The 26,350-nt window shown below is 60.9% G+C and carries 21 protein-coding genes, 1 pseudogene and 1 riboswitch; of the genes and pseudogenes, 16 read left to right on the forward strand and 6 right to left on the reverse strand.

Annotated features, from left to right (window positions below; all coding sequences use genetic code 11):
• The 5 genes and pseudogenes from ACIOMR_RS26505 to ACIOMR_RS26525 all read right to left on the reverse strand — a co-directional run.
• Positions 1-372 (reverse strand): annotated as a pseudogene (locus ACIOMR_RS26505) (ribonucleotide-diphosphate reductase subunit beta); the annotation flags it as partial.
• 470 nt (positions 373-842) lie between these two features.
• Positions 843-2,126 (reverse strand): ABC transporter substrate-binding protein, encoded by a 1,284-nt coding sequence (locus ACIOMR_RS26510; protein WP_134327172.1) that lies wholly within the window; start codon positions 2,124-2,126, stop codon positions 843-845.
• A gap of 37 nt (positions 2,127-2,163) precedes the next feature.
• The gene (locus tag ACIOMR_RS26515) at positions 2,164-3,420 is read right to left on the reverse strand and encodes a DUF1479 domain-containing protein (RefSeq protein WP_401197249.1); all 1,257 of its coding nucleotides are present in this window, start codon (positions 3,418-3,420) and stop codon (positions 2,164-2,166) included.
• Positions 3,421-3,550: 130 nt separating this feature from the next.
• On the reverse strand, positions 3,551-4,414 hold the full coding sequence (locus ACIOMR_RS26520) for an AraC family transcriptional regulator (RefSeq protein ID WP_003214350.1): 864 nt from the start codon (positions 4,412-4,414) through the stop codon (positions 3,551-3,553).
• Between the two features lie 143 nt (positions 4,415-4,557).
• The gene (locus ACIOMR_RS26525; RefSeq protein WP_003214348.1) at positions 4,558-4,827 is read right to left on the reverse strand and encodes a DUF2790 domain-containing protein; all 270 of its coding nucleotides are present in this window, start codon (positions 4,825-4,827) and stop codon (positions 4,558-4,560) included.
• Between the two features lie 394 nt (positions 4,828-5,221).
• Between ACIOMR_RS26525 and acs the strand changes: the two genes are divergently transcribed.
• The 14 genes from acs (at position 5,222) to astE (ending at position 21,427) form a co-directional block, all read left to right on the forward strand.
• Positions 5,222-7,177: an acetate--CoA ligase gene (gene acs / locus ACIOMR_RS26530; protein ID WP_003214346.1), complete on the forward strand. Its 1,956-nt coding sequence runs from the start codon at positions 5,222-5,224 to the stop codon at positions 7,175-7,177.
• Between the two features lie 684 nt (positions 7,178-7,861).
• Positions 7,862-8,647, forward strand: a complete 786-nt coding sequence (locus ACIOMR_RS26535) for an ABC transporter substrate-binding protein (protein WP_003214343.1) — start codon at positions 7,862-7,864, stop codon at positions 8,645-8,647.
• A gap of 91 nt (positions 8,648-8,738) precedes the next feature.
• Entirely contained in the window at positions 8,739-9,428 is a 690-nt protein-coding gene (locus ACIOMR_RS26540; protein WP_003214341.1) for an ABC transporter permease, read from the forward strand.
• A complete protein-coding gene (locus ACIOMR_RS26545; protein ID WP_177068833.1) occupies positions 9,425-10,123 on the forward strand; it encodes an ABC transporter permease in 699 nt (232 codons plus the stop codon). The genes ACIOMR_RS26540 and ACIOMR_RS26545 overlap by 4 nt, the downstream gene beginning before the upstream one ends.
• A 1-nt stretch (position 10,124) precedes the next feature.
• The gene (locus ACIOMR_RS26550; protein WP_008435255.1) at positions 10,125-11,237 is read left to right on the forward strand and encodes a succinylglutamate desuccinylase/aspartoacylase family protein; all 1,113 of its coding nucleotides are present in this window, start codon (positions 10,125-10,127) and stop codon (positions 11,235-11,237) included.
• Positions 11,238-11,264: 27 nt separating this feature from the next.
• Positions 11,265-12,029: an ABC transporter ATP-binding protein gene (locus ACIOMR_RS26555; RefSeq protein WP_003214336.1), complete on the forward strand. Its 765-nt coding sequence runs from the start codon at positions 11,265-11,267 to the stop codon at positions 12,027-12,029.
• Positions 12,030-12,276: 247 nt separating this feature from the next.
• The gene (locus ACIOMR_RS26560) at positions 12,277-13,257 is read left to right on the forward strand and encodes a GlxA family transcriptional regulator (protein ID WP_008435259.1); all 981 of its coding nucleotides are present in this window, start codon (positions 12,277-12,279) and stop codon (positions 13,255-13,257) included.
• 309 nt (positions 13,258-13,566) lie between these two features.
• Positions 13,567-14,787 (forward strand): aspartate aminotransferase family protein, encoded by a 1,221-nt coding sequence (locus tag ACIOMR_RS26565; RefSeq protein ID WP_003214332.1) that lies wholly within the window; start codon positions 13,567-13,569, stop codon positions 14,785-14,787.
• Positions 14,788-15,031: 244 nt separating this feature from the next.
• Positions 15,032-16,051 carry an arginine/ornithine succinyltransferase subunit alpha gene (gene aruF / locus ACIOMR_RS26570; protein ID WP_003214328.1) on the forward strand — a complete coding sequence of 340 codons (1,020 nt, stop codon included), beginning with the start codon at positions 15,032-15,034 and terminating at the stop codon, positions 16,049-16,051.
• 49 nt (positions 16,052-16,100) lie between these two features.
• Positions 16,101-17,126, forward strand: a complete 1,026-nt coding sequence (gene astA, locus ACIOMR_RS26575; RefSeq protein WP_401197258.1) for an arginine N-succinyltransferase — start codon at positions 16,101-16,103, stop codon at positions 17,124-17,126.
• Complete coding sequence (gene astD / locus ACIOMR_RS26580; protein ID WP_168197533.1) at positions 17,123-18,592, forward strand: succinylglutamate-semialdehyde dehydrogenase; 1,470 nt, start codon at positions 17,123-17,125, stop codon at positions 18,590-18,592. Before astA ends, astD begins: the two co-directional genes overlap by 4 nt.
• Before the next feature lie 158 nt (positions 18,593-18,750).
• Positions 18,751-20,097, forward strand: a complete 1,347-nt coding sequence (astB, locus tag ACIOMR_RS26585; RefSeq protein ID WP_102369720.1) for an N-succinylarginine dihydrolase — start codon at positions 18,751-18,753, stop codon at positions 20,095-20,097.
• Between the two features lie 23 nt (positions 20,098-20,120).
• Positions 20,121-20,411 (forward strand): hypothetical protein, encoded by a 291-nt coding sequence (locus ACIOMR_RS26590; protein WP_003214319.1) that lies wholly within the window; start codon positions 20,121-20,123, stop codon positions 20,409-20,411.
• An 11-nt stretch (positions 20,412-20,422) separates the two neighbouring features.
• Positions 20,423-21,427, forward strand: coding sequence for a succinylglutamate desuccinylase (gene astE / locus ACIOMR_RS26595; RefSeq protein ID WP_102369719.1), 1,005 nt, complete (start codon positions 20,423-20,425; stop codon positions 21,425-21,427).
• A gap of 146 nt (positions 21,428-21,573) precedes the next feature.
• Here astE and ACIOMR_RS26600 read toward each other — a convergent pair whose 3' ends face one another.
• Entirely contained in the window at positions 21,574-22,083 is a 510-nt protein-coding gene (locus ACIOMR_RS26600; protein WP_003214313.1) for a 6,7-dimethyl-8-ribityllumazine synthase, read from the reverse strand.
• 111 nt (positions 22,084-22,194) lie between these two features.
• Positions 22,195-22,364: riboswitch (FMN riboswitch) on the reverse strand.
• A gap of 190 nt (positions 22,365-22,554) precedes the next feature.
• Here ACIOMR_RS26600 and ltaE point away from each other — a divergent pair.
• The gene (gene ltaE, locus ACIOMR_RS26605; protein WP_401197263.1) at positions 22,555-23,559 is read left to right on the forward strand and encodes a low-specificity L-threonine aldolase; all 1,005 of its coding nucleotides are present in this window, start codon (positions 22,555-22,557) and stop codon (positions 23,557-23,559) included.
• A 146-nt stretch (positions 23,560-23,705) separates the two neighbouring features.
• The gene (alaS, locus tag ACIOMR_RS26610; RefSeq protein WP_401197266.1) at positions 23,706-26,324 is read left to right on the forward strand and encodes an alanine--tRNA ligase; all 2,619 of its coding nucleotides are present in this window, start codon (positions 23,706-23,708) and stop codon (positions 26,322-26,324) included.
• Positions 26,325-26,350 lie beyond the last annotated feature (26 nt).

Raw genomic sequence — 26,350 nt, forward strand, 5'->3', positions numbered from 1 at the left:
CTTGACCTCTTGCGGCATCCAGTGGTTGGCGCAGCCGTCGAGGTATTTCTGCCAGGCCCAGTCGTACTTGAAGGGTACGAGTTGGTTGAGGTCGGCGCGGCAGTTGATCATGCGCTTTTCGTCAACGGCCACGCGGGCGGCGGAGCCTTCGAGTTCGGCGAGGCCTTCGGCGACGTCGAGTTTGTCGAGGGCGGCCTTGGCGCGCACGATGGCGGCGGAGTCAGCGGCGGTGACGGCGCGGGCTTCGATGGCGGCAGCAGCGCCGGCGCCGTCGAGGCGGTCCATGTTGGCTTCGGTGGCGTGGCCGGCGTTGGCGCCTTTGGCAACTACTTCGCCGTCTTCTTCTTTGTCGAACTCGTCCCAGCTCAGCATGACGTGTCGTCTCCTGCGTGAGGGCTCTAAGGTGCCCGTGTGAAACCGGATGGTTGGGTGTTCACACGGCCCAAAGGCCGCGGTGGATCTTAAGGAATCGTTTGTTGCAGCTAGCGCACGCATTAAACGGAATCAGGGTTACGGGTGTTCTGCTTGAGGCTTGAGGGGCGGAGCAATGCTTACTGGCTCCAGCGGGGGCCTCAGGTCTGGCTCTTCGTCCCCATGTAAAGGGATATTGCAGGCCCGATTTACCCGCGCATTATAGGGAAAAATTCGACTTTGTGTTGCGGCGGATGGTCTCGGTGAGCGGCCAAAATGGTGGTGTTTGCAGCCAAGGTCCGGGTTTACAAGGCTTTGCCTGGCTTGGATTTTTTTGACGGGCGGTAGGCGTTTGTTTCAGCGCGCCGAACTGGGGCAGATTCGGTCTGGAAGTTCTTGCGCCGTTTGGCGCAAGAACGGGTCGCGGGGGGTTACTGGGCTGCGGCTTTGATGCTGGCAAACATTTGCTTGCCAGCCTTGGCGGGGTCCGCGTCTTTATTGCTCATGAAGTTGCTGACCACATCAAACACCGCCCCTTGCACCGCCTGGGACGTGGACATGTTGAAGGCCATGCTCGGCTCCAGCGTGCCGGCGTTCTCGGCTTCGGCGAAGTCCTTGGCGGAAGCCTGGGCACAGCTGTCGAACTGGCTCATGTCCAGGCCCTTGATCACCGGGATGGAGCCTTTGTTCTGGTTGAACACGCTCTGGAATTGCGGCTCCAGGGCGATCTTGGCCAGGTCGTCGCGAGCCGCGTTGTTGCTCGGCGTATCATTTTTACTGGACGGTTTGAACATGGCCAGTGAGTCGATGGTGTAGCTATAAATGCCTTGTGAGCCGGGGAAGGGCACGCATTCATAATCGGCCCCGGCTTTTTTACCCGCCGCGGTCCACTCACTCTTGGCCCAGTCCCCCATGATTTGCATGCCGGCCTGGCCATTGATGACTTTGGCGGTTTCCATGTTCCAGTCCTGACCTGCGCCATTGGGGTCCATGTAGGTCTTCAACTTGCGCAGCGCGACAAAGACTTCGGTCATTTTGGGGCCGGTGAAGGTGGCTTCGTCGTTGTCGATAAAGGCTTTCTGGAAGCCATCGGCGCCCAGGATGCTGAGCACCAGGCCTTCAAATACGGTGGTGTCCTGCCAGGGTTGGCCGCCGTGGGCGATGGCGATATAGCCGGCGGCCTTGAGTTTGTCGCCGGCGGCGTAGAGTTCTTCCAGGGTGGCCGGGGCTTTGGACACGCCGGCTTTCTTGAGCACCTCGGGGTTGATCCATAACCAGTTGATGCGGTGGATGTTGAGTGGTACGGCGACGTAGTGGCCGTCGAATTTCATCAGTTGCGCAATGCTTTCGGGCAGCAGGCTGTCCCAGTGATTGGCCTTGGCGACGTCGTCGACGCTGGTCAGCAGGCCCAGCTTGCCCCACTCCTGAATGTCCGGAGCTTTGATCTGCGCGGCAGAGGGCGGGTTGCCGGAGACGGCGCGGCTCTTGAGGACGGTCATGGCAGCAGCGCCACCGCCGCCGGCCACGGCACTGTTTTGCCAGGTGAAGCCGTCTTTCTCGATCAGTTGTTGCAGCACTTGCACAGACTTGGCTTCCCCGCCCGAGGTCCAGTAGTGGACGACTTCAACAGTGCCTTTGCTGTCGGCTGCGTGAGCGGCGAACGTGCAAAGGCTGGCGAGGGAGATGGCAACGGCAAGGCGATGGGGGATTTTCATGTGGGATAACCCTTTTTGTTGTTTTAGGGAGCGGTGCTTATTCCAGCCCCAGCCCTTTGCGGCCGAGGGTGTTCAGTTGCGGCGTCATGAAGCGGTCTTTCCACTCTTTCTCGTAGTCCTCCCGGGCGAAATCATCCGGTGAGGCCCCTTGCTCGAACGCCCTGAGCACATCCTTGGCGTACCGCAGGTTTTTCGGGCACATGGGCGCGGCGGGCACGTACATCACGTTGCCCCAGCCCTGTTGATTTTCGACGGGGGCGACGCTGTGGATCACGTCGCAGTGCCACCACACCGAATCGCCGGCCTGCACGTCCGGAATCGGGGTCATGCCCTGGACCAGCAGCGGGTGCCATTTCTCTGAAACTGGCAGCACCTTGCCCGGCGCAACGCCGCACAGCTCATCTTCGGGGACATCGTCCAGCAGCGGGCGCAGCAGCATGTAGGCCATGGCCTTGGGGATCGGCAAGGTATGCAGCACGCCCTGGTCGGCCTGCATGTCGCACAGTGCGGTCCAGCCCTGGAAGGTGCGGAAGGCCGAGCATTTCACCGTGTCCTTGTAGGCGTATTCATCGACTTCGGTGCGATGGGCGGCGTCCCAGGGGTCGTAGGACTTGAAGTCGTTGCGGTAGATCTTGTCGAACACCTTGAGGTAGGCGGGGTGCAGCCAGCGTTCCAGGGCGCCCGAGTCGGTGTGCGGGCCAAGCCCTTTGGAGCTGGTGCCCGGTGGGCGGCGGCGGACGCGGTCGGGGTATAGCGCATTGATGTCTGGGTCGAACCATTGCCGGCCTTGGGAATCGTAGGTCCACAGGCGATTCAGGAACGACTGCGCGGCGCCCATGCGCTCGTGTTGGCGCAGTTGCATCTGGGCGTCGGACCAATAGATCGGGAATATCTCCGGGCGCGAGGCTTCGAGGTTACCGAAGAAATTGTCGGCCGGGCCGCGATACACCTCGTCGAAATGGTTGTGGTCGAGGTAGTCCAGCAGGCTCTTGTCCCACCCCAGCACTTGTTCCCTGGGGAAGTGGTTGCGGATCACCAGGCAGCCCCTGCGCTTGATGATTGCCAGTTGTGCTTCGGTGACCTGGCCGTTGGCGATGGTTTCAAAGTCAAGCTCGGGCCAGGCGGACTGCTGTGCCTTGATCGAGGCGATTTCAGTACTGATGAACTCGCTGACCTCGGCGAACAGCGTAGGCACATCGCCGATCTGCGCGCGCAGGGCCTTTTTCATCGCGACGATGCTGCGCTTGTAGTCGTCCGGCAGCTCGGCGCATTCGAAGGCGTGGTAGTTGCTCATGGGGTGACCTGTCTTGTTGTTGTGTGCATACAGGTATGGAATCACCCCGGCCCGCCTGGGCGGCAGCCTGATTTGGCGCGTTGAGCAGTACGATTGTGGCGTTTGTTGTAAGGCGTATAGAAGAATCGGCTTATTGAAAGTGATGCCCGTGTTGAAGCCGAAACTGTGACGGCGTCATGCCCTTGTGCGCCTTGAACTGCCGATTGAACAACGCCTGGGAGGCATAGCCGACCTGTTCGGAAATCGCGCTGACCGCCAGGTTGCCCTGCATCAATAAAGCGCAGGCATGTCCGATGCGTAGCCGGACGATGTAGTCCAGCGCCGTGCAGCGTGTGTGTTTGCGGAACATGCGATGGAAGGCTGAAACGCTGACGCAGGCCATTTGCGCCAGCTCGGGAATGCCGACAGGTTGCGCATAGTGGCCGTGCAGGTAGTCCAGGACGCGGCGGATGCGCGCGTCTTCAACGATGTGAGGGGCGGCGTTTTCCGTCGCGATGCGCTGCGCGGCGATATCCCGGGACAATGTGTTGAGCACGGTAAGCAACGAGATCAGTCGCTGGGAAGCGTCTTGCTCGACCATGGCTTCGATCACCGGGCGCAGCGCCCGGGACGTAGCATCACTGAAACTCAACGCCTGTCGCGCAGCAGCCAATAGCGCGCGCGTCGACCCCATCTCCGGAAACAGTTGCACCAGCGAGTCCGCCCAGGCCTCGGAAAACCAGATGACCAGGGCAATGTGCGGTTTGGCGGGGTCGATCAGCTCGGCGGAAGACCAGCTATGGGGCACGTTCGGGCCCACCAGCACCAGGTCGCCGTCATCGTACAGCGCCACATCGTTGCTGATATAGCGGTGCCCGCGGCTGTTGAGGGTCAGGGTCAGTTCGTATTCGGGATGGTGATGCCATTCAAACGGAATCGCTTCCGGTAGACGCCTGTTCAGCAGGGTCCAAGAGGTGTTCGCCTCGGTGGGGATTTTTTCGAAACTGGCTCGCATGAATACATCCTGCCTTGCAGGTGAGGTGGCGGCGCCACAATCGTAGCATTCGATTCAAGCGGTAGGGGATAAGCCGGCTCTTTGCCGCAAGAACGATTTCTTGCGGCGAATAAGATCAGGTTCAGTTCAAACTAACGAAGTTATTATCCGTTAGAGCAACCGTTACCCATGACCTGATATTGAAGAATATGACGCTGACCTTGTGAGTCTTCATATTCCATCTTTACCGGTACTACTTGGCATACATCCGGGACTTCACTCATGGACACTACTTTGGCGACGTCCAGATGGGTGCTGTAAGTGTAATCCTCAACAATCGGGGTGCTCTGGCTGGCTACGTCAGTCGGGGCTTCGTCGGCCAGGGCGGCGGTGGCGCACAAGCTGCTAAGGGCCATAACTAATAACGCTTTCATTTGACTATTTACCTTTTGGCGGTCGAAAGGGGTCACGGGGCCCTTGTGAGGCCACGTGTGTAACTTGATTGGGAAGTTCGGATTAACGTTGCCTTCGTGGGGGCTGTTACGTTGTTAATCACAGTGCCTTGATGGCGAGGTTGATTTTAGGCGTCCGAGTTATATTCATATACCCGTGCTTTTGATAAACACTATTGGTGGTTTTTGTAACAATCGCGAAATGAAGGTTTTTTCAGAAACCTGCAAAGCGCCACGGGCCGCGGGCCAGAGCGCTGTCGGGGGATAGGTGGGCAATTTGTAGGGGCTTGTTACTACCATCGTCGAATGGTTCTATAGGTCCGGCCCGGCTACAACAGGGCCATACAACAACAACTATGTCACCGAGGTAAGAAAGATGAGTGCGGCTTCTCTGTACCCCGTTCGCCCCGAAGTAGCAGCCAATACGCTGACCGATGAGGCGACCTACAAGGCCATGTACCAGCAGTCGGTGGTCAACCCCGACGGTTTCTGGCGCGAGCAAGCCAAGCGCCTTGACTGGATCAAGCCTTTCACCACGGTGAAGCAGACCTCCTTCGACGATCACCATGTCGACATCAAATGGTTTGCCGACGGCACCCTCAACGTTTCCTACAACTGCCTGGACCGCCACCTCGCCGAGCGTGGCGACCAGCCAGCAATCATCTGGGAGGGCGACGACCCTGCCGAAAGCCGCACCATCACCTACCGCGAGCTGCATGAAGAAGTCTGCAAGTTCGCCAACGCCCTGCGCGGCCAGGATGTGCACCGCGGCGACGTGGTGACTATCTATATGCCGATGATTCCCGAAGCCGCGGTCGCCATGCTGGCCTGTGCCCGGATCGGTGCGATTCACTCGGTGGTGTTTGGCGGGTTCTCGCCAGAGGCCCTGGCCGGTCGGATCATCGACTGCAAATCCAAGGTGGTGATCACCGCCGACGAAGGCATTCGTGCCGGCAAGAAGATTTCCCTGAAGGCCAACGTCGACGACGCCCTGACCAACCCGGAAACCAGCAGCATCCAGAAAGTCATCGTGTGCAAGCGCACCGGTGGCAACATCAAGTGGAACCAGCATCGCGACATCTGGTACGAAGACCTGATGAAAGTGGCGGGCACCGTGTGTGCGCCGAAAGAGATGGGCGCCGAAGAAGCGCTGTTCATCCTTTACACCTCCGGCTCCACCGGCAAGCCGAAGGGCGTGCAGCACACCACCGGCGGCTACCTATTGTACGCAGCCCTGACCCACGAGCGCGTGTTCGACTACCGCCCGGGCGAAATCTACTGGTGCACCGCCGACGTCGGCTGGGTCACCGGCCACACCTATATCGTCTATGGCCCACTGGCCAACGGCGCGACCACGCTGATGTTCGAAGGCGTGCCGAACTATCCGGACATCACCCGGGTGGCGAAGATCGTCGACAAGCACAAAGTGAACATCCTCTACACCGCACCGACCGCGATCCGCGCCATGATGGCCTCCGGCACCGCCGCCTGCGAAGGCGCCGATGGCAGCAGCTTGCGCCTGCTGGGTTCGGTGGGTGAGCCGATTAACCCGGAAGCGTGGGACTGGTACTACAAGAACGTCGGCCAATCCCGTTGCCCGATCGTCGATACCTGGTGGCAGACCGAGACCGGCGGCAACATGATGAGCCCGCTGCCGGGCGCCCATGCCCTCAAGCCGGGTTCGGCGGCGCGCCCATTCTTTGGCGTGGTACCGGCGCTGGTGGATAACCTCGGCAACCTGATTGAAGGCGTGGCCGAGGGTAACCTGGTGATCCTGGATTCGTGGCCGGGCCAGGCACGTACGCTGTATGGCGACCATGACCGGTTTGTGGACACCTACTTCAAGACCTTCCGTGGCATGTACTTCACCGGTGACGGTGCGCGTCGTGACGAGGATGGCTACTATTGGATCACCGGGCGGGTGGATGACGTGCTGAACGTGTCCGGCCATCGCATGGGCACCGCCGAGATTGAGAGCGCCATGGTTGCGCACCCGAAAGTCGCGGAAGCGGCGGTGGTGGGGGTGCCTCATGACATCAAGGGCCAGGGCATCTATGTGTATGTCACGCTGAAAAACGGCGAAGAGCCGAATGAAGCGTTGCGCCTGGAGTTGAAAAACTGGGTGCGTAAAGAGATCGGGCCGATTGCTTCACCGGATGTGATCCAGTGGGCACCGGGCTTGCCGAAGACCCGTTCGGGGAAAATCATGCGCCGGATCCTGCGCAAGATTGCCACCGCTGAATACGACGGGTTGGGCGATATCTCCACCCTGGCGGATCCGAGTGTGGTGGCGCATTTGATCGAGACGCACAAGACCATGAACGTCGCGTAAGGCGGGTTTGTGGGACGAAGCCCCATTCGGCGTAGGCCGGGTGGGGCTTTTTTGTGCGATCGGACAGGCGACCTATAACCCCTGTGGGAGCGGGCTTGCTCGCGAAGGCGGCGTGTCAGCCAGCACATCACCCACTGACACACCGCCTTCGCGAGCAAGCCCGCTCCCACATTTTGATTGCATTCCAAGATTGGTCATTCAGTGGGGCGACTTACACAAAGCCAATAAATATCGGATTGTGTTGTAGGAAGTTTCTGAATGTTACCGAGCCCGGCAAATGTGTAACCCCACGCCCAAACATGAGGCAAAGTGCTACGCCGTTGCCCCGAAAACCCGCGTCTTAGACGCCCTGAAAAATTAGATCCAACGCTACACTTGCCGTGCTAGAAGGGTTTGCGAATAATAGGCCCGCAACTTGCAGCGTTAACAGGTTTAATATCTTTTGCCTCTGCATAAAATCAAGAGGCTGTCAATGTGCTGGAACCGCTTTCTCGGTGCTTCTGTAAATTGTTGTCGCATTGAGGAAATATCGGCTTCCGGCCTGTCGTTAGAATGCCGATCACTCGCTCGTCGTCGCCGATGCTGAACTGGCGCAGGACGCAGCACCGCTATTCGGTTTCACTCATTCGCATCGTGGGCCCTGGCTCATACTGCTGTTTTGCCCTATACCGATGGAGTCCCAAGATGAAGAAACTCGTGCTGTTGGGCGCCCTGGCGCTGTCCGTGCTGTCCATGCAGGCTTTCGCCGAAGGCAAGCCACTGAAGATTGGTATTGAAGCGGCTTACCCTCCGTTTGCCTCCAAGGCACCGGACGGCAGCATCGTCGGTTTTGACTACGACATCGGCAACGCCCTGTGTGAGCAGATGCAGGTCAAGTGCACCTGGGTCGAGCAGGAATTCGACGGCCTGATCCCGGCGCTGAAAGTGCGCAAGATCGACGCCATCCTGTCCTCGATGTCCATCACCGACGATCGCAAGAAGTCCGTGGACTTCACCAACCGCTACTACCTGACCCCAGCTCGCCTGGTATTGAAGGAAGGCACTGCCGTCAGCGACAGCCTGGATGAATTGAAAGGCAAGAAAATCGGCGTGCAGCGCGGTTCGATCCACGACCGTTTCGCCAAGGAAGTGCTGGCTCCCAAAGGCGCCACCATTGTTCCTTACAGCTCGCAGAACGAAATCTACCTGGACGTAGAAGCCGGTCGCCTTGATGGCACCGTGGCCGACGCCACCCTGTTGCAGGAAGGTTTCCTCGACACGCCAGCCGGTAAAGGCTACGCGTTCACCGGCCCGGCCTTCACTGACGCCAAGTACTTCGGCGACGGTATCGGCATCGCGGTACGTAAAGGCGACAAGGAAAACCTGGACCGCATCAACGCTGCAATCGCTGCGATCCGTGCCAACGGCAAGTACAAGGCAATCCAGGACAAGTACTTCAACTTCGACATTTACGGCCCAGAAGCCAAGTAAACCGTCGCAGCTGTCTGTCCAGAATGGCGCAAGCACCAGGATCTCTGAAGTTTGCGCCATTTTTTCATCCCCCTTTTCGAGGACCTGAATCATGTTGAAAGGCTACGGGGCTGTCATCCTCGATGGCGCATGGTTGACGCTTCAGCTCGCCTTGTCGTCCATGGCCCTGGCCATTGTTCTGGGTCTGATCGGGGTCGCGTTGCGCCTCTCGCCGGTGCGCTGGTTGGCCTGGCTGGGCGACCTGTACTCCACGGTGATCCGCGGGATCCCCGACCTGGTGCTGATCCTGCTGATTTTCTACGGTGGTCAGGACCTGCTTAACCGCGTTGCGCCGTTGCTCGGCTACAACGACTACATTGACTTGAACCCCTTGGCCGCCGGTATCGGCACCCTGGGTTTCATCTTTGGCGCCTACCTTTCGGAAACCTTCCGTGGCGCCTTCATGGCCATTCCCAAGGGCCAGGCCGAAGCCGGCCTGGCTTATGGCATGAGCCCGTTCCAGGTGTTTTTCCGGGTGATGGTGCCGCAGATGATTCGGCTGGCGATCCCCGGGTTTACCAACAACTGGCTGGTACTGACCAAGGCCACCGCATTGATTTCGGTGGTGGGCCTGCAAGACATGATGTTCAAGGCCAAGCAGGCGGCAGACGCCACCCGCGAACCTTTTACCTTCTTCCTCGCAGTGGCGGCGATGTACCTGGTGATCACCAGCGTGTCGTTGCTGGCCCTGCGTCATCTTGAGAAGCGCTACTCGGTAGGCGTAAAGGCGGCTGATCTATGATCTTCGACTACAACGTCATCTGGGAGGCCATGCCGCTGTACCTCGGCGGCTTGCTGACCACCCTGAAACTGCTGGCCATTTCGCTGTTCTTCGGTTTGCTCGCGGCCTTGCCCCTGGGCCTGATGCGCGTGTCCAAGCAGCCCATCATCAACGGTGTTGCCTGGCTCTACACCTATGTGATTCGCGGCACGCCGATGCTGGTGCAGCTGTTCTTGATCTACTACGGCCTGGCCCAGTTCGAAGCGGTGCGCGAAAGCTTCATGTGGCCACTGCTGTCCAGCGCGACCTTCTGCGCGTGCCTGGCGTTTGCCGTGAACACCAGCGCCTATACCGCCGAGATCATCGCCGGCAGCCTCAAGGCCACGCCCCACGGCGAGATCGAGGCAGCCAAGGCCATGGGCATGTCGCGCTACAAGCTGTACCGCCGGATCCTGCTGCCATCGGCCCTGCGCCGGGCGCTGCCGCAATACAGCAACGAAGTGATCATGATGCTCCAGACCACCAGTCTTGCGTCCATCGTCACCCTGATCGACATCACCGGTGCCGCACGCACGGTGAACGCCCAGTACTACTTGCCGTTCGAAGCCTATATCACTGCGGGTGCGTTCTACCTGTGCCTGACCTTCATCCTGGTGCGCCTGTTCAAGTTGGCCGAAGGCCGCTGGCTGAGCTACCTGGCTCCACGGAAGCATTGATATGGAACGTATCGATCACCTGTTGCCCTGGGGTCACCTGGGCTGCGAACGCCAGCTGACGGTGTTTCGTTTCGGTAGCGGCGAGCGCAAGGCTTATATCCAGGCCAGCCTGCACGCGGATGAATTGCCCGGCATGCGCGCCGCCTGGGAGCTGAAAAAACGCCTGACGGAACTGGAACAGCAAGGCGCCCTCAACGGCGTGATCGAGCTGGTTCCCGTCGCCAATCCGATGGGCCTGGGGCAACTGCTGCAAGGCAGTCACCAGGGCCGTTTCGAGATCGGCAGCGGCAAGAATTTCAACCGCGACTTCGTTGAGTTGAGCGAGCCGGTTACCGAGTTGCTCAACGGCAAGCTGGGGGATGATCCTCACGCCAATGTGCGCTTGATCCGCCAGGCCATGAGCGATGCGCTCAATGCGTTGCCGGCGCCGAGCAGCCAGTTGCAAGGCATGCAGCGGGTGTTGCTGAGCCATGCCTGCACCGCCGACGTGGTCCTCGACCTGCATTGCGACGCCGAAGCCGCGTTGCACATGTACGCGCTGCCGCAACACTGGCCGCAGTGGCGTTCGCTGTCGGCGCACCTGAATGTGAAGGTCGGCCTGCTGGCGGAAGATTCCGGCGGCAGTTCGTTTGACGAAGCCTGTTCGCTGCCGTGGCTGCGCCTGTCCCGGGCGTTCCCCGAGGCGCAGATTCCCCTGGCATGCCTGGCGACGACTCTGGAGCTGGGTGGCCAGGCCGATACTGGCCGTGACGAAGCGATTTTTCACGCCGAAGGCATCCTGGCGTTCCTCGCCGAGCAAGGCCTGATCCGTGGTGAATGGCCCGCGCCGCAGCACGAGCCCTGCGAAGGCCTGCCCTTCGAAGGCACCGAGTTGTTGTTCGCGCCCCACGCCGGTGTGATCAGCTACCTGCGTAAAGCCGGTGACGTAGTCGAAGCCGGCGACCCGATATTTGAAGTGATCGATCCCTTGTCCGACCGCGTGAGCATTGTTTGCGCGGGTACGCCTGGGGTGTTGTTTGCCGTTGAACGGCTACGTTATGCCCAAGCGGGTTTCTGGCTGGCCAAGGTGGCGGGGCGCGAAGCGCTGCGGCACGGGCGCTTGCTCAACGACTGACCAACTGTTTTTGTGAGAACCGACCGCATGTACAAACTTGAAGTCCAAGACCTGCATAAACGCTATGGCAGTCATGAAGTGCTCAAAGGTGTTTCCCTGGCCGCCGCGGCCGGTGATGTGATCAGCATCATCGGGTCCAGTGGCTCGGGCAAAAGTACCTTTTTGCGCTGCATCAACCTGCTGGAGCAGCCCCACGCCGGCAAGATTCTGCTCAATAACGAAGAGCTGAAACTGGTGGCCAACAAAGACGGCGCCATGAAGGCTGCAGACCCGAAACAGCTGCAACGCATGCGTTCGCGACTGTCGATGGTGTTCCAGCATTTCAACCTGTGGTCCCATATGACCGCGCTGGAAAACGTCATGGAAGCACCGGTGCACGTTCTGGGCATGTCGAAAAAAGACGCCCGGGAAAAGGCCGAGCACTACCTGGCCAAAGTCGGTGTGGGCCATCGTAAGGATGCGTTCCCTGGCCACATGTCCGGCGGTGAACAGCAACGCGTGGCGATTGCCCGTGCCCTGGCGATGGAGCCTGAGGTGATGCTGTTCGACGAACCCACTTCGGCGCTGGACCCGGAGCTGGTGGGCGAAGTGCTCAAGGTGATGCAGGACCTGGCCCAGGAAGGCCGGACCATGGTGGTGGTGACCCACGAAATGGGCTTTGCCCGTGAAGTCTCCAACCAACTGGTGTTCCTGCACAAGGGCATCGTCGAAGAGCGTGGCAACCCGCGCGAAGTGCTGGTCAACCCACAGTCCGAGCGTTTGCAGCAGTTTCTTTCCGGCAGCTTGAAGTAAACAGAACTGCTTTTATGCACTGAATTAGTGCAAGCTTCACAATCCTGAGGTTGCCCAATCCCCTGTGGGAGCGGGCTTGCTCGCGAAAGCGGTGTATCAGTTGATACATCCGGTGACTGATCCACCGCATTCGCGAGCAAGCCCGCTCCCACATTTGGATCTTCACCCGCTTTAGAGATTTGTGTTGGTTTACGGGCTAGCATTGGCCTTTGTCTTCATTACTGTTACTCGCTTCGGATAGCACTCCATGACTGCCCATCGAATTGGTTTCCTGATTTGGCCCAGCACTAAAGCACTGACGCTTGCGCTGGCTGAGGAGGCCTTGCGCGTTGCTCAGCGGGTGCATCCGGACGTGGTGTACGAACTCTCGTTTTTGCAGGCCGAGCCGCCAATGGACGGCGCCTGGCAACTGCCGGGTGAGCCCTGGGCCGGCAAGCTGGAAGGTTTCCAAAAGCTGTTCCTGCTGGCCGATGAGCCACCGACCGTCATCGCCTCCCAGCTCAGCACCGCCCTCAAGCAACTGGTGCGTGCCGGGTGTGTGATCGGCGGCCTGTCGGCCGGTGTGTATCCGTTGGCTCAGCTCGGTCTGCTCGACGGCTATCGCGCCGCTGTGCACTGGCGCTGGCAGGACGATTTCGCCGAGCGTTTCCCCAAGGTGATCGCCACCAGCCATCTGTTCGACTGGGACCGTGACCGCCTGACCGCCTGCGGTGGCATGTCGGTACTCGACCTGCTGCTGGCAGTGCTGGCCCGTGACCACGGCGCCGAACTGGCCGGGGCAGTCTCGGAAGAACTGGTGGTAGAGCGCATCCGTGAGGGCGGCGAGCGCCAGCGCATCCCACTGCAAAACCGTCTGGGTTCCAGCCATCCAAAGCTGACCCAGGCCGTGTTGCTGATGGAGGCCAACATCGAAGAGCCGCTGACCACCGACGAAATCGCCCAGCATGTGTGCGTGTCCCGACGACAGCTCGAGCGGATCTTCAAGCAATACCTCAATCGCGTCCCCAGCCAGTACTACCTGGAACTGCGCCTGAACAAGGCCCGCCAGATGCTCATGCAAACCAGCAAGTCGATCATCCAGATCGGCCTGTCCTGCGGCTTCTCCTCGGGGCCGCACTTCTCCAGCGCCTACCGCAACTTCTTCGGCGCCACCCCTCGTGAAGACCGCAACCAGCGCCGCAGCAGCAGCCCGTTCGAATTGTCGTCGGTGCCGTCCGAGCGCGGCTAGGCATCAGTGCTCGGCCGGCATCTCCAGGCATGGCGCTGTTCCTGTGCGCGGATGAGATCAGCAGCAGACCAAAACGGCCATCGGCGACGGCATTGGATAGTTGTGCCTCACCGACCGCCCAAAACCGGCCCGGGCGGTTTAAACTGCGCCATTGCGATGCTATTTGTCGCATTGGCGTAAACCCGCGAAAATCGCGGGTTGGCGCTATAAGAAGTTGTCGCTTGGCGGCAAGGCCGCGCTGAAAACTGTCCTTACAATCCCTGCATCGCCCGCCAGTTTCAGGCAGGCGTTCCTCTTCAGGAGACTCCGATGTCCGTTGAGCAAGCCCCGGTGCAACGTGCCGATTTCGACCAGGTCATGGTTCCCAACTACGCACCTGCCGCTTTCATCCCCGTGCGTGGCGCAGGTTCGCGCGTATGGGACCAGGCGGGCCGAGAGCTGATCGACTTTGCCGGCGGCATCGCGGTCAACGTATTGGGCCACGCCCACCCGGCGCTGGTCGGTGCACTGACCGAACAGGCCAACAAGCTGTGGCACGTGTCCAACGTCTTCACCAATGAGCCGGCCCTGCGCCTGGCCCATAAGCTGATCGACGCCACGTTTGCCGAGCGTGTGTTCTTCTGCAACTCCGGCGCCGAAGCCAACGAGGCCGCCTTCAAGTTGGCCCGTCGTGTCGCGTTCGACCGCTTCGGCACCGAGAAATACGAAATCATCGCCGCGCTGAACAGCTTCCACGGCCGTACCCTGTTCACCGTGAACGTGGGTGGCCAGTCGAAGTACTCCGACGGCTTCGGTCCGAAGATCGTCGGCATCACCCACGTGCCTTACAACGATCTGGAGGCGCTGAAAGCCGCCGTCTCGGACAAGACCTGCGCCGTGGTGCTGGAGCCGATCCAGGGCGAAGGCGGCGTGCTGCCGGCAGAACTGTCGTACCTGCAAGGTGCCCGCGACCTGTGCGACGCGAACAACGCGCTGCTGGTGTTCGACGAAGTGCAAACCGGCATGGGCCGCAGCGGCGAGTTGTTCGCCTATCAGCATTACGGCGTCGTGCCGGACATCCTCACCAGCGCCAAGAGCCTGGGCGGCGGTTTCCCGATCGCGGCCATGCTGACTCGCGAAGACCTGGCCAAGCACCTGGTGGTCGGCACCCACGGCACCACCTACGGCGGCAACCCGCTGGCGTGCGCGGTGGCGGAAGCGGTGATCGACGTGATCAACACGCCAGAAGTGCTGGCCGGCGTTAACGCCAAGCACGACTTGTTCGTTTCCCGTCTGGAGAAGATTGGCCAGCAATACGGCATCTTCACCGAAGTGCGTGGCCTGGGCCTGCTGCTCGGTTGCGTGCTGAGCGATGCCTGGAAAGGCAAGGCCAAGGACATCTTCAACGCCGCCGAGCGCGAAGGCTTGATGATCCTGCAAGCCGGCCCGGATGTGGTGCGTTTCGCCCCGAGCCTGGTGGTGGAAGATGCCGATATCCAGGAAGGTCTGGACCGCTTCGAACGTGCGGTGAAAAAGCTGACGCAAGCCTGATGGACCGTTGGGTGCCCGGCGAGTCGGGCGCCCAACACAAATTTTGTATGCCGGACTCTTTAGTTGAAGCTGTGAAGATCAAATGTGGGAGCGGGCTTGCTCGCGAATGCAGTGGCTCAGTCACCTGAAATGTTGAATGACACACCGCTTTCGCGAGCAAGCCCGCTCCCACACTTGACCTCACTGATTTCAAGATCGTGTCCGGCATTTTTTCCTGTGAGTTTTCGAGTTAAGGAGTGACACCATGCTGGTGATGCGCCCCGCGCAAATGGCTGATCTGGGCGAGGTACAGCGTCTGGCTGCGGACAGCCCGATTGGTGTCACCTCCTTGCCGGATGATGTCGAACGCCTGAGCGACAAGATCGCTGCGAGCGAAGCGTCCTTCGCCGCCGAGGTCAGCTTCAACGGTGAAGAAAGCTATTTCTTCGTCCTGGAAGACACCGACGCCGGCAAGCTGGTGGGCTGTTCGGCCATCGTTGCCTCGGCCGGCTACTCGGAACCGTTCTACAGCTTCCGCAACGAGACCTTCGTGCACGCTTCCCGCGAGCTGAAGATCCACAACAAGATCCACGTGCTCTCGCAGTGCCATGACCTCACCGGCAACAGCCTGCTGACCAGCTTCTACGTGGTGCCGGAGCTGGTGGGTTCGCCGTGGTCGGAGCTCAACTCCCGTGGCCGCCTGCTGTTCGTGGCCGGCCACCCGGAGCGCTTCGCCGATTCGGTGGTCACCGAGATTGTGGGCTACAGCGACGAGAACGGTGATTCGCCGTTCTGGGACGCCATCGGCCGCAACTTCTTCGACCTCAACTACGCCGCTGCCGAGCGCCTGTGCGGGTTGAAGAGCCGGACCTTTCTCGCCGAACTGATGCCGCACTATCCGATCTACGTGCCGCTGTTGCCCGACGAAGCCCAGGAAGCCATGGGCCAGGTGCACCCGCGGGCGCAGATCACCTTCGACATCCTGATGCGCGAAGGCTTCGAGACCGACCATTACATCGACATCTTCGACGGCGGCCCAACCCTGCATGCGCGCGTCTCGGGCATTCGCTCGATCGCCCAGAGCCGTGTGGTGCCGGTGAAGATCGGTGAGATGGTCAAGGGTGTCGGCCGCCAGTACCTGGTGAGCAACGGCCAGTTGCAGGATTACCGCGCGGTGATGCTGGAGCTGGACTACGCGCCGGGCAAGCCAGTGACCCTGGACCTGGAAACCGCCGAAGCCCTGGGCGTCGGCGAAGGTGCCAGCGTTCGACTGGTAGCGGTTTAAGAATGAGTTTCGCGGGTGGCTTGCAAGGCGGCCCGTTTGAGGAGATAGCATGATCGTTCGTCCCGTACGCAGCAGCGATTTACCGGCCCTGATTGATCTGGCGCGCAGCACCGGCACCGGCCTCACCACCTTGCCGGCCAACGAAGAGCGCCTGACCCATCGGGTCGGCTGGGCTGAAAAGACCTTTCGCGGCGAAGCCGGGCGCGGTGATGCGGACTACCTGTTCGTGCTGGAAAACGACGAAGGTCGCGTGGTGGGGATTTCCGCCATCGCCGGTGCAGTCGGTCTGCGCGAGCCCTGGTACAACTTCCGGGTCGGCCTGACGGTCAGCGCCTCCCAGGAGCTGAGCATCTACCGTGAAATCCCGACGCTGTTTCTGGCCAACGACCTGACCGGCAACTCCGAGCTGTGCTCGTTGTTCCTGCACGCCGATTACCGCAACGGCCTTAACGGCCGCATGCTGGCCAAGGCGCGCATGCTGTTTATCGCGGAATTCCCGCAGCTGTTCGGCAACAAGATCATCGCCGAGATGCGCGGCATGTCCGACGAAGCCGGGCGCTCGCCGTTCTGGGAAAGCCTGGGCCGGCACTTCTTCAAGATGGAATTCAGCCAGGCCGACTACCTCACCGGCGTGGGCAACAAGGCGTTTATCGCCGAGCTGATGCCGAAGTTTCCGCTGTACACCTGCTTCCTGTCTGAAGACGCGCGCAATGTGATCGGCAAGGTCCACACCGACACCGAGCCGGCCCTGAGCATGCTCAAGAGCGAAGGTTTCAGCTACCAGGGCTACGTCGACATCTTCGACGCGGGCCCGGCGGTGGAGTGTGAAACCACCAAGATCCGCGCCGTGCGCGACAGCGAAGCGCTGGTGCTGGCGATTGGTACGCCGGGCGACGACGCCACGCCGTTCCTGATCCATAACCGCAAACGTGAAGATTGCCGCATCACCGCCGCGCCGGCGCGGTTGGCTGCGGGCACCCTGGTGGTCGATCAACAGACCGCCAAGCGCCTGCAACTGATCGCCGGTGATCAAGTGCGTGCCGTACCGTTGTCCGCTGCCCGGGAGTCGAAATAATGAATTCGCTATACATCGCAGGTGAATGGCTGGCTGGCCAGGGTGAAGTGTTTGAGTCGCTGAACCCGGTGACCCAGCAGGTGGTGTGGTCGGGTAATGGCGCCACCGCCGAGCAGGTCGAGTCCGCCGTCCAGGCCGCACGCCAGGCGTTTCCGGCCTGGGCCAAGCGTTCGTTGGAAGAGCGCCTGAGCGTGCTGGAAGCCTTCGCCGCCAACCTGAAGAGTCGTGCTGACGAACTCGCCCGCTGCATCGGTGAGGAAACCGGCAAGCCTTTGTGGGAATCGGCGACTGAAGTCACCAGCATGGTCAACAAGGTCGCGATCTCGGTGCAAAGCTACCGCGAGCGTACCGGCGAGAAGAGCGGCCCATTGGGCGACGCCACTGCCGTGTTGCGCCACAAGCCCCACGGGGTGGTGGCGGTGTTTGGCCCCTACAACTTCCCGGGTCACTTGCCTAACGGGCATATCGTGCCGGCCTTGCTGGCGGGTAACACCGTGCTGTTCAAACCGAGTGAGCTGACCCCGAAAGTCGCCGAGCTGACCGTGCAATGCTGGATCGACGCCGGCCTGCCGGCGGGCGTGTTGAACCTGCTGCAAGGCGCGCGGGAAACCGGGATCGCCCTGGCGGCGAATCCGGGCATCGACGGTCTGTTCTTCACCGGCTCCAGCCGCACCGGCAACCATCTGCACCAGCAATTCGCCGGGCGCCCGGACAAGATCCTCGCGCTGGAAATGGGCGGCAACAACCCGCTGGTGGTGGACGAAGTGGCCGATGTGGATGCGGCCGTGTACACCATTATCCAGTCGGCGTTTATCTCCGCTGGCCAGCGTTGCACCTGTGCCCGTCGCCTGCTGGTGCCGGAAGGCGCCTGGGGCGATGCGTTGCTCGCACGCCTGGTGGCGGTGAGCTCGACCATCGAAGTCGGCGCATTTGACCAAACGCCGGCGCCGTTCATGGGCTCGGTGATTTCCCTCGGTGCTGCCAAGGCGTTGATGGATGCCCAGGAATTGCTGTTGGCCAATGGCGCCGTGGCGCTGTTGGAAATGACTCAACCCCAGGCCCAGGCTGCGTTGCTGACGCCGGGGATTATCGATGTGACCGAGGTTACGGAACGCGCTGACGAAGAGCTGTTCGGCCCACTGCTGCAAGTGATCCGCTACGCTGATTTCGAGGCGGCGATTGCCGAGGCCAACAACACTCAATACGGCTTGGCGGCCGGGTTGCTGTCGGATTCCGAGGCGCGTTACCAGCAGTTCTGGCTGGAAAGCCGCGCCGGGATCGTCAACTGGAACAAACAGCTGACGGGTGCTGCGAGCAGCGCGCCATTTGGCGGGGTAGGGGCTTCGGGCAATCATCGCGCCAGCGCCTATTACGCGGCGGACTATTGCGCGTACCCGGTGGCCTCCCTTGAGACCCCGAGCCTGGTGCTACCGGCGACGTTAACCCCGGGTGTGACGCTGATCTAAATGTGGGAGCGGGCTTGCTCGCGAAGGCGGTGTGTCATTCAACATTTCAGGCGACTGAACCACCGCTTTCGCGAGCAAGCCCGCTCCCACACTTGATTTGTGGTGTGTTCAAGTAATTTGATGCCTATAAAAATACAGATGTTCGTGGAGCCTCGCCGATGAAATCCTGTGAAGTCAATTTTGACGGTCTAGTGGGGCCGACCCATAACTACGGCGGCTTGTCCTACGGCAACGTCGCGTCCCAAAGCAACAGCCAGCAGTCCTCCAACCCGAAGGAAGCTGCGCTGCAAGGCTTGGCGAAGATGAAGGCCCTGATGGAAATGGGCTTTGTGCAAGGTGTGCTGGCGCCCCAGGAACGTCCGGATGTGGCCGCCTTGCGCAACCTCGGTTTTGCCGGCACCGACGCACAAGTCATCCAGCAGGCCGCCAAGCAAGCCATGCCGCTGCTGGTTGCCAGTTGCTCGGCGTCGAGCATGTGGGTGGCCAATGCCGCGACCGTCAGCCCGAGCGCCGACACCTTTGACGGTCGCGTGCATTTCACCGCCGCCAACCTCAACTGCAAATACCACCGCAGCATCGAACACCCGACCACCAGCCGCGTGCTGGGGGCGATGTTCGCTGACCAGAAGCACTTCGCCCACCACGCCGCATTACCGGCGGTGGCGCAGTTCGGTGACGAAGGCGCGGCCAACCACACGCGTTTCTGCCGGGACTATGGCGAGGCGGGCGTAGAGTTTTTCGTGTTCGGCCGCAGCGCGTTCGACACCCGCTACCCGGCGCCGCAAAAGTACCCGGCACGCCAGACCCTCGAAGCTTCCCAGGCGGTCGCGCGCCTGCACGGCCTGCGGGATGACGGCGTGGTCTACGCCCAGCAGAACCCGGCGGTGATCGATGCCGGTGTGTTCCACAACGATGTGATCGCGGTGGGCAATGGCGAGGTGCTGTTCTATCACGAGGATGCGTTCCTCAATACCGATCAGATGCTCGGTGAATTGCAGGGCAAGCTCGGCAAGCTCGGCGGCAATTTCCAGTCGATCTGCGTGCCACGGGCCCAGGTGGGTGTTGAAGACGCGGTGCGTTCCTACCTGTTCAACAGCCAGCTGCTGACCCGCGCCGACGGTTCGATGCTGCTGATCGTGCCGGAAGAATGCCGCGCCAACGAGCGTGTCTGGCAGTACCTGCAAGGCCTGACGTCCTCCGGCGGGCTGATCCGCGAAGTCAAAGTCTTCGACCTCAAGCAAAGCATGCAGAACGGCGGTGGCCCGGCGTGCCTGCGCTTGCGTGTAGCCTTGAATGAAACCGAACTGGCGGCGGTCAACCCAGGGGTTATCATGACGGCGCCGTTGTACGACACGCTGACCCAATGGGTCGACAAGCACTACCGCGACAGCCTGCGGGAAACCGACCTGGCTGACCCGCAATTGCTGCTTGAGTGCCGGACGGCACTGGATGAACTGACGCAAATCCTTAAACTGGGCTCGGTTTATCCTTTCCAGATCAATTAACGCCGCACGGCTGAGAACTATTTATGACCACCGACACCCTGAAACTGATCCTTGAAGACACCGACGGCACCCAGCTGGAAACTTCCTGCACCCGCGTCGCCGTGGTGTGGCAGGGCAAGGAGATCTGGATCCAGCACGACGGCCGTGGCCAACTGCTGATCGGCGTGGACGTGGAAGAAGGCGACGCGGAATACGCCAACCTGCTGATGCGCCCATTGGCCACCAACCTGATGAGCCTGCAACTGGAAATGGAACCGGCCGACGTTGAAGGTGATGACGACGATCACGTCCACGGTCCTGGCTGCAACCACTAAGGAAGCTGCGTATGCTCGCCCTCGGCAAACTGCTTGAACTGACCCTCGCCGGTCGCGAACCGGCGCAAAAAATTCAACTGACTGTCGACGGCGTGCAACTGCGCTGGCTCAGTGAGGGCGCGCTGGAAGTGCGGCCTCCTGAGGCGCGGGACAACGGCTGCGACGTACTGCTGTCGTCCGGCATCCATGGCAACGAAACCGCGCCAATCGAATTGGCCGATCGCTTGCTGCAGGGCATTGCCCGTGGGGAGATCAAGCCCCGTACCCGTATCCTGTTCCTGTTCGGCAACCCCGAGGCCATGCGCCGTGGCGAGCGTTACCTCGAACTGGACGTCAACCGGCTGTTCAACGGCCGTCATGAACAAAACATCGGCCCTGAAGCCATGCGCGCCGCCGAGCTTGAACAGTTGGCCCGCACCTTCTTCAGCGTGCCTGGGCGTAGCCGTTTGCACTACGACCTGCACACCGCCATCCGTGGCTCGAAGATCGAGCAGTTCGCACTGTACCCGTGGAAGGACGGTCGCCAGCATTCACGTCGTGAACTGGCGCGCCTGCGAGCCGCCGGCCTGGAGGCGGTGCTGTTGCAGAACAAGACGTCGATCACCTTCACGGCGTTTACCTACGAGCAGCTGGAGGCCGAGTCCTTCACCCTGGAGTTGGGCAAGGCCCGGCCGTTCGGGCAGAACCAGGGCGTGGACGTATCGCGCCTGGAAACCCGCCTCACGCAGATCATCGAGGGTAACGAGCCGGCCACCGAGAGCCTGGATGGCCTGCAGCTGTTCAGCGTCTCCCGGGAAGTGATCAAGCACAGCGATACCTTCGTCCTGCATTTGCCGGCGGACGTGGAAAACTTTTCGGAGTTGGAGAAGGGTTATCTGCTGGCCGAGGACATTGCCAAGACCCGCTGGGTGATCGAGGAGGAGGGCGCACGCATCATCTTCCCGAACCCGAAGGTCAAGAATGGCTTGCGAGCAGGGATATTGATTGTGCCGACCACGGATGCCGGCCTGGCCTGAATCCCGAGACCGACTCGGTCAAATGTGGGAGCGGGCTTGCCTGCGATAGGATCAACTCGGTCTGCCAGATACACCGAGGCGATGCTATCGCAGGCAAGCCAGCTCCCACACAAGCCCAGCTCTGAGACTGGGCTTTGTGGTATTGCTTAAACCGCGAGAGCCCGTGGCTCATTGCGACGCAGTGCGCGAACCTTGTGCAGGGTGTCGGCGCAGGTGCGTGCCGCTTCCTGGCCCTTGTGCACGAAGTGCTCATAGAAGAACGTATGGTGCTCGCTGCCCGCGTGGAAGTGGTGCGGGGTCAGGGATACCGAGAACACCGGCACTTCGGTTTCCAGCTGGACCTGCATCAGGCCGCTGACCACGGACTGGGCCACGAACTCGTGACGGTAGATCCCGCCGTCCACCACCAGGGCGGCCGCGACGATACCGGCATAACGGCCGGACTTGGCCAGCAGCTTGGCGTGCAGGGGCATTTCAAAGGCGCCGCCGACTTCGAAGAAATCGATGTCCGATTCCTGGTAGCCCTGGGCGATCATTTCGGCGAGGAAACCTTTACGGGATTGGTCGACAATATCCTTGTGCCAGCAGGCCTGGATAAACGCGACGCGCTCGCCGTGATGGTTTTTGCTTTTGCTGTCGATTGCGGTGGGTTGCATGTTCTGACTCCTGTTTAAGAAAAAAACAGGGCGTTATGAATCGAATGGGATTTAAGGGTACGCACAGCGGGCTCATGTGAACATGACGTCAGCGCGGCCCTTAGGTGCCAATCCCGTTCTCTCTTCATCCGGACTATGACCGTCGGCCCCGGGATCACACCGGGTCTGCTGACCTTGTCGCCGTCCTGCCGAGGCAGTTCGAGGCGCCAAGCGCTCGCGGGCTATGCACATTGCGTGCAATTACCGCCGGTGGGGAATTACACCCCGCCCTGAGAACGTTGCCGCCAGAACCCTGGCGGCGGAGAGTTTTTATCATGGTTTTTCAGAAACTGCACGGTTGGTTTATCGATAACCTATATCGGTTTGTTTGGTTGGTATTCGATTGTGCAAGCGCGGGGCTTGATATTCCGCGGGTTTGCCCGCAGTAATCGTCAACACAAGAAACGCTCCAATCCGCTAGAGGCTAGTTTGATGAACGTGATTGACCTGCGCAGCGACACAGTGACCCAACCGACCCCTGGCATGCTCGAGGCGATGGCCACTGCCGCCAGCGGCGACGACGTCTACGGCGAGGACCCGAGCGTCAATCGCCTGGAAGCCGAACTGGCCAAGCGCCTGGGTTTTCCCGCCGCGTTGTTCGTGCCCACCGGCACCATGAGCAACCTGCTGGCGTTGATGGCGCACTGTGAGCGTGGCGAGGAATACATCGTCGGTCAGCAGGCCCACACCTACAAATACGAAGGCGGCGGCGCGGCGGTTCTCGGCTCGATCCAGCCACAACCCCTGGAAGTGCAGGCCGACGGTTCCCTGAACCTGGAGCACGTGCTGGCCGCGATCAAGCCGGACGACTTCCACTTCGCCCGTACCCGCTTGCTGGCGCTGGAAAACACCATGCAGGGCAAGGTCCTGCCGCTGGAATACCTGGCGGCCGCGCGAGCCTTTACCCGGGAACACGGCCTGGCCTTGCACCTGGACGGCGCGCGGCTCTACAACGCGGCGGTCAAGCTGGGTGTGGATGCGCGGGAAATTGCCCGGCACTTCGATTCGGTGTCGGTGTGCCTGTCCAAAGGCCTGGGCGCGCCTATCGGCTCGGTGTTGTGCGGCTCCACGGCATTGATCGCCAAGGCCCGCCGTTTGCGCAAAATGGTCGGTGGCGGCATGCGCCAGGCCGGTTCGCTGGCGGCGGCGGGGCTGTACGCCCTGGATCACCAGGTGCAGCGCCTGGCCGACGACCACGCCAACGCCCAATGGCTGGGGGATGAACTGCGCAAGGCGGGTTATACGGTGGAGCCGGTGCAGACCAATATGGTCTACGTCGACATCGGTGATCGAGCCCAGGCCTTGAAGGCGTTTGCCGCCGAGCGCGGGATCAAGTTGAGCGCGGCGCCTCGCCTGCGCATGGTCACGCACCTGGACGTCAGCCGGGCGCAGATCGAGCAAGTGCTCGCGACATTTGTCGAGTTTTCCCGGAAATGACAGTGCAGACCGTCTAATTGACTGTTTCTATCACATAAACACGCTGTACCACGGGCAAAGGGCCGATATAATGCGGCCCTTTGCCGTCGCTCCGTCTGATGACGTTTAGCACTGGCCTTTGGCCGCAGCCTCCGTGGAAGAACCTAATGAAAAGCGCAGAAATCCGTGAAGCCTTCCTTCGCTTCTTCGAAGAGCAAGGTCACACCCGTGTCGCCTCCAGCTCCTTGATCCCAGGCAATGACCCAACCCTGCTGTTCACCCACGCGGGGATGAACCAGTTCAAGGACTGCTTCCTGGGCCAGGAAAAGCGCGCCTACACCCGCGCCACCAGCAGCCAGAAGTGCGTACGCGCCGGCGGCAAGAACAGCGACCTGGAAAACGTGGGCTACACCGCCCGCCACCACACATTCTTCGAGATGCTGGGTAACTTCAGCTTCGGCGACTATTTCAAGAAAGACGCGATCACCTTTGCCTGGACCTTTCTGACCGGCGTGCTGAAGCTGCCGAAGGAAAAACTCTGGGTGACCGTCTACGCCACCGATGACGAAGCCTACGACATCTGGACCCAGCAAATCGGGGTGCCAGTCGAGCGCATGATTCGCATCGGCGACAACAAGGGCGCGCCTTACGCGTCCGACAACTTCTGGACCATGGGCGATACCGGCCCGTGCGGCCCGTGCACCGAGATTTTCTACGATCACGGCGCCGACATCTGGGGTGGCCCACCGGGCTCGCCGGAAGAAGACGGCGACCGCTACATCGAAATCTGGAACAACGTGTTCATGCAGTTCAACCGCACCGCCGATGGCGTGTTGCATCCGTTGCCAGCGCCGTCGGTGGACACCGGCATGGGCCTGGAGCGGATCAGTGCGGTGATGCAGCACGTTCACTCCAACTACGAGATCGACCTGTTCACCAACCTGCTGAGCGCTTCGGCGGCGGCCATTGGCTGTGCCAACGACAACCAGTCGTCGCTCAAGGTGGTGTCGGATCACATCCGTTCCTGCGGCTTCCTGATCGCCGATGGCGTGCTGCCGTCGAACGAAGGCCGTGGCTATGTGCTGCGCCGCATCATCCGTCGCGCCTGCCGTCACGGTAACAAGCTGGGCGCCACCGGCAGCTTCTTCTACAAGATCGTTGCCGCGCTGGTGGCCGAGATGGGCGATGCCTTCCCGGAACTCAAGCAGCAGCAAGCCAACATCGAGCGCGTGCTCAAGGCTGAAGAAGAGCAGTTCTCCAAGACCCTGGAGCACGGCCTGAAGATCCTCGAGCAGGACCTGGTCGAGCTCAAGGGCACCGTGGTGCCGGGCGACGTCGTGTTCAAGCTGTACGACACCTACGGTTTCCCGATGGACCTGACCGCCGACATCGCCCGCGAACGCGAGCTGACCATCGACGAGGCCGGGTTTGAGCGTGAGATGGAAGCCCAGCGCGTCCGTGCCCGTTCCGCCAGCTCCTTTGGCCTGGACTACAACACCCTGGTAAAGGTTGATGTGGCGACTTCGTTCATTGGTTACGAAGCCACCGTTGGCTCGGCCAAGATCGTGGCTATCTATAAGGACGGCAAGTCGGTTGACGTGCTGAACGAAGGTGACGAGGGTGTTGTGGTCCTCGACCAGACCCCGTTCTACGCTGAATCCGGTGGCCAGGTTGGCGACTGTGGTTTCCTGAGCTCCACCTCCGGTCGTTTTGAAGTGCGCGACACCACCAAGACCGGCGGTGCGTTCCTGCATCACGGCGTGCTGGTGCTGGGCAACCTGACCGTCGGCGCGCCGGTGGACACTCAGGTAGATGCCGACGTACGGCATGCAACTGCCTTGAACCATTCTGCCACTCACTTGCTGCACGCTGCGTTGCGTCAGGTGCTGGGTGAGCATGTGCAACAGAAGGGTTCGTTGGTCGATAGCCAGCGCCTGCGTTTTGACTTCAGTCATTTCGAGGCGATCAAGCCTGAGCAGTTGAAGGCCCTGGAAGACATCGTCAACGCCGAGATTCGCAAGAACACCCCGGTGGAAACCGAAGAAACCGATATCGAGACCGCCAAGCAAAAAGGCGCCATGGCGCTGTTTGGCGAGAAGTACGGCGACGAAGTGCGCGTATTGAGCATGGGCGGCAGCTTCTCGGTGGAGCTGTGTGGTGGTATTCACGCCAGCCGTACCGGCGACATCGGCCTGCTGAAAATCATCAGCGAAGGCGGCGTGGCTTCCGGCGTACGTCGTATTGAAGCGATCACCGGTGCTGCGGCCCTGGCCTACCTCAATGCGGCAGAAGAACAACTCAAGGAAGCGGCCGGCCTGGTCAAGGGCAGCCGCGACAACCTGATCGACAAGCTCTCCGGCGTACTGGAGCGCAACCGTCAGCTGGAGAAACAGCTGGAGCAGTTGCAGGCCAAGGCGGCCAGCGCGGCGGGCGACGATCTGTCGGCTTCCGCCCTGGACGTCAAGGGTGTGAAAGTGCTGGCCGTACGCCTGGACGGTCAGGACGGCAAGGCGCTGTTGGCCTTGGTCGATCAGTTGAAGAACAAGCTCGGCCGCGCAGTGATCCTGCTCGGCAGTGTCCATGAGGAAAAGGTCGTTCTGGTTGCCGGTGTAACCAAGGACCTGACTGGCCAACTCAAGGCCGGTGATTTGATGAAGCAAGCCGCCGCGGCAGTGGGCGGGAAGGGCGGTGGTCGTCCGGACATGGCGCAAGGCGGTGGTGTTGACGCCGGCGCCCTGGACGCGGCCCTGGCCCTGACCGTGCCGTTTGTCGAGGCAGGTATTTAAGACGCTGTTAATGAGCCCGTGGTCTA

This window comes from Pseudomonas sp. NPDC087814 (genome assembly GCF_044742865.1).
GTDB lineage: Bacteria > Pseudomonadota > Gammaproteobacteria > Pseudomonadales > Pseudomonadaceae > Aquipseudomonas.

Excerpts from the sequence above, each read along its gene's own strand:
- astE (WP_102369719.1), top strand. The coding sequence starts at position 20,423 with ATGCTCGCCCTCGGCAAACTGCTTGAACTGACCCTCGCCGGTCGCGAA.
- alaS (WP_401197266.1), top strand. The coding sequence starts at position 23,706 with ATGAAAAGCGCAGAAATCCGTGAAGCCTTCCTTCGCTTCTTCGAAGAG.
- astB (WP_102369720.1), top strand. The coding sequence starts at position 18,751 with ATGAAATCCTGTGAAGTCAATTTTGACGGTCTAGTGGGGCCGACCCAT.
- ACIOMR_RS26540 (WP_003214341.1), top strand. The coding sequence starts at position 8,739 with ATGTTGAAAGGCTACGGGGCTGTCATCCTCGATGGCGCATGGTTGACG.
- ACIOMR_RS26590 (WP_003214319.1), top strand. The coding sequence starts at position 20,121 with ATGACCACCGACACCCTGAAACTGATCCTTGAAGACACCGACGGCACC.
- ACIOMR_RS26560 (WP_008435259.1), top strand. The coding sequence starts at position 12,277 with ATGACTGCCCATCGAATTGGTTTCCTGATTTGGCCCAGCACTAAAGCA.
- ACIOMR_RS26535 (WP_003214343.1), top strand. The coding sequence starts at position 7,862 with ATGAAGAAACTCGTGCTGTTGGGCGCCCTGGCGCTGTCCGTGCTGTCC.
- ACIOMR_RS26545 (WP_177068833.1), top strand. The coding sequence starts at position 9,425 with ATGATCTTCGACTACAACGTCATCTGGGAGGCCATGCCGCTGTACCTC.
- ACIOMR_RS26525 (WP_003214348.1), bottom strand. The coding sequence starts at position 4,827 with ATGAAAGCGTTATTAGTTATGGCCCTTAGCAGCTTGTGCGCCACCGCC.
- astA (WP_401197258.1), top strand. The coding sequence starts at position 16,101 with ATGATCGTTCGTCCCGTACGCAGCAGCGATTTACCGGCCCTGATTGAT.
- ltaE (WP_401197263.1), top strand. The coding sequence starts at position 22,555 with ATGAACGTGATTGACCTGCGCAGCGACACAGTGACCCAACCGACCCCT.
- ACIOMR_RS26600 (WP_003214313.1), bottom strand. The coding sequence starts at position 22,083 with ATGCAACCCACCGCAATCGACAGCAAAAGCAAAAACCATCACGGCGAG.
- ACIOMR_RS26555 (WP_003214336.1), top strand. The coding sequence starts at position 11,265 with ATGTACAAACTTGAAGTCCAAGACCTGCATAAACGCTATGGCAGTCAT.
- ACIOMR_RS26515 (WP_401197249.1), bottom strand. The coding sequence starts at position 3,420 with ATGAGCAACTACCACGCCTTCGAATGCGCCGAGCTGCCGGACGACTAC.
- ACIOMR_RS26550 (WP_008435255.1), top strand. The coding sequence starts at position 10,125 with ATGGAACGTATCGATCACCTGTTGCCCTGGGGTCACCTGGGCTGCGAA.
- aruF (WP_003214328.1), top strand. The coding sequence starts at position 15,032 with ATGCTGGTGATGCGCCCCGCGCAAATGGCTGATCTGGGCGAGGTACAG.
- ACIOMR_RS26510 (WP_134327172.1), bottom strand. The coding sequence starts at position 2,126 with ATGAAAATCCCCCATCGCCTTGCCGTTGCCATCTCCCTCGCCAGCCTT.
- ACIOMR_RS26565 (WP_003214332.1), top strand. The coding sequence starts at position 13,567 with ATGTCCGTTGAGCAAGCCCCGGTGCAACGTGCCGATTTCGACCAGGTC.
- ACIOMR_RS26520 (WP_003214350.1), bottom strand. The coding sequence starts at position 4,414 with ATGCGAGCCAGTTTCGAAAAAATCCCCACCGAGGCGAACACCTCTTGG.
- acs (WP_003214346.1), top strand. The coding sequence starts at position 5,222 with ATGAGTGCGGCTTCTCTGTACCCCGTTCGCCCCGAAGTAGCAGCCAAT.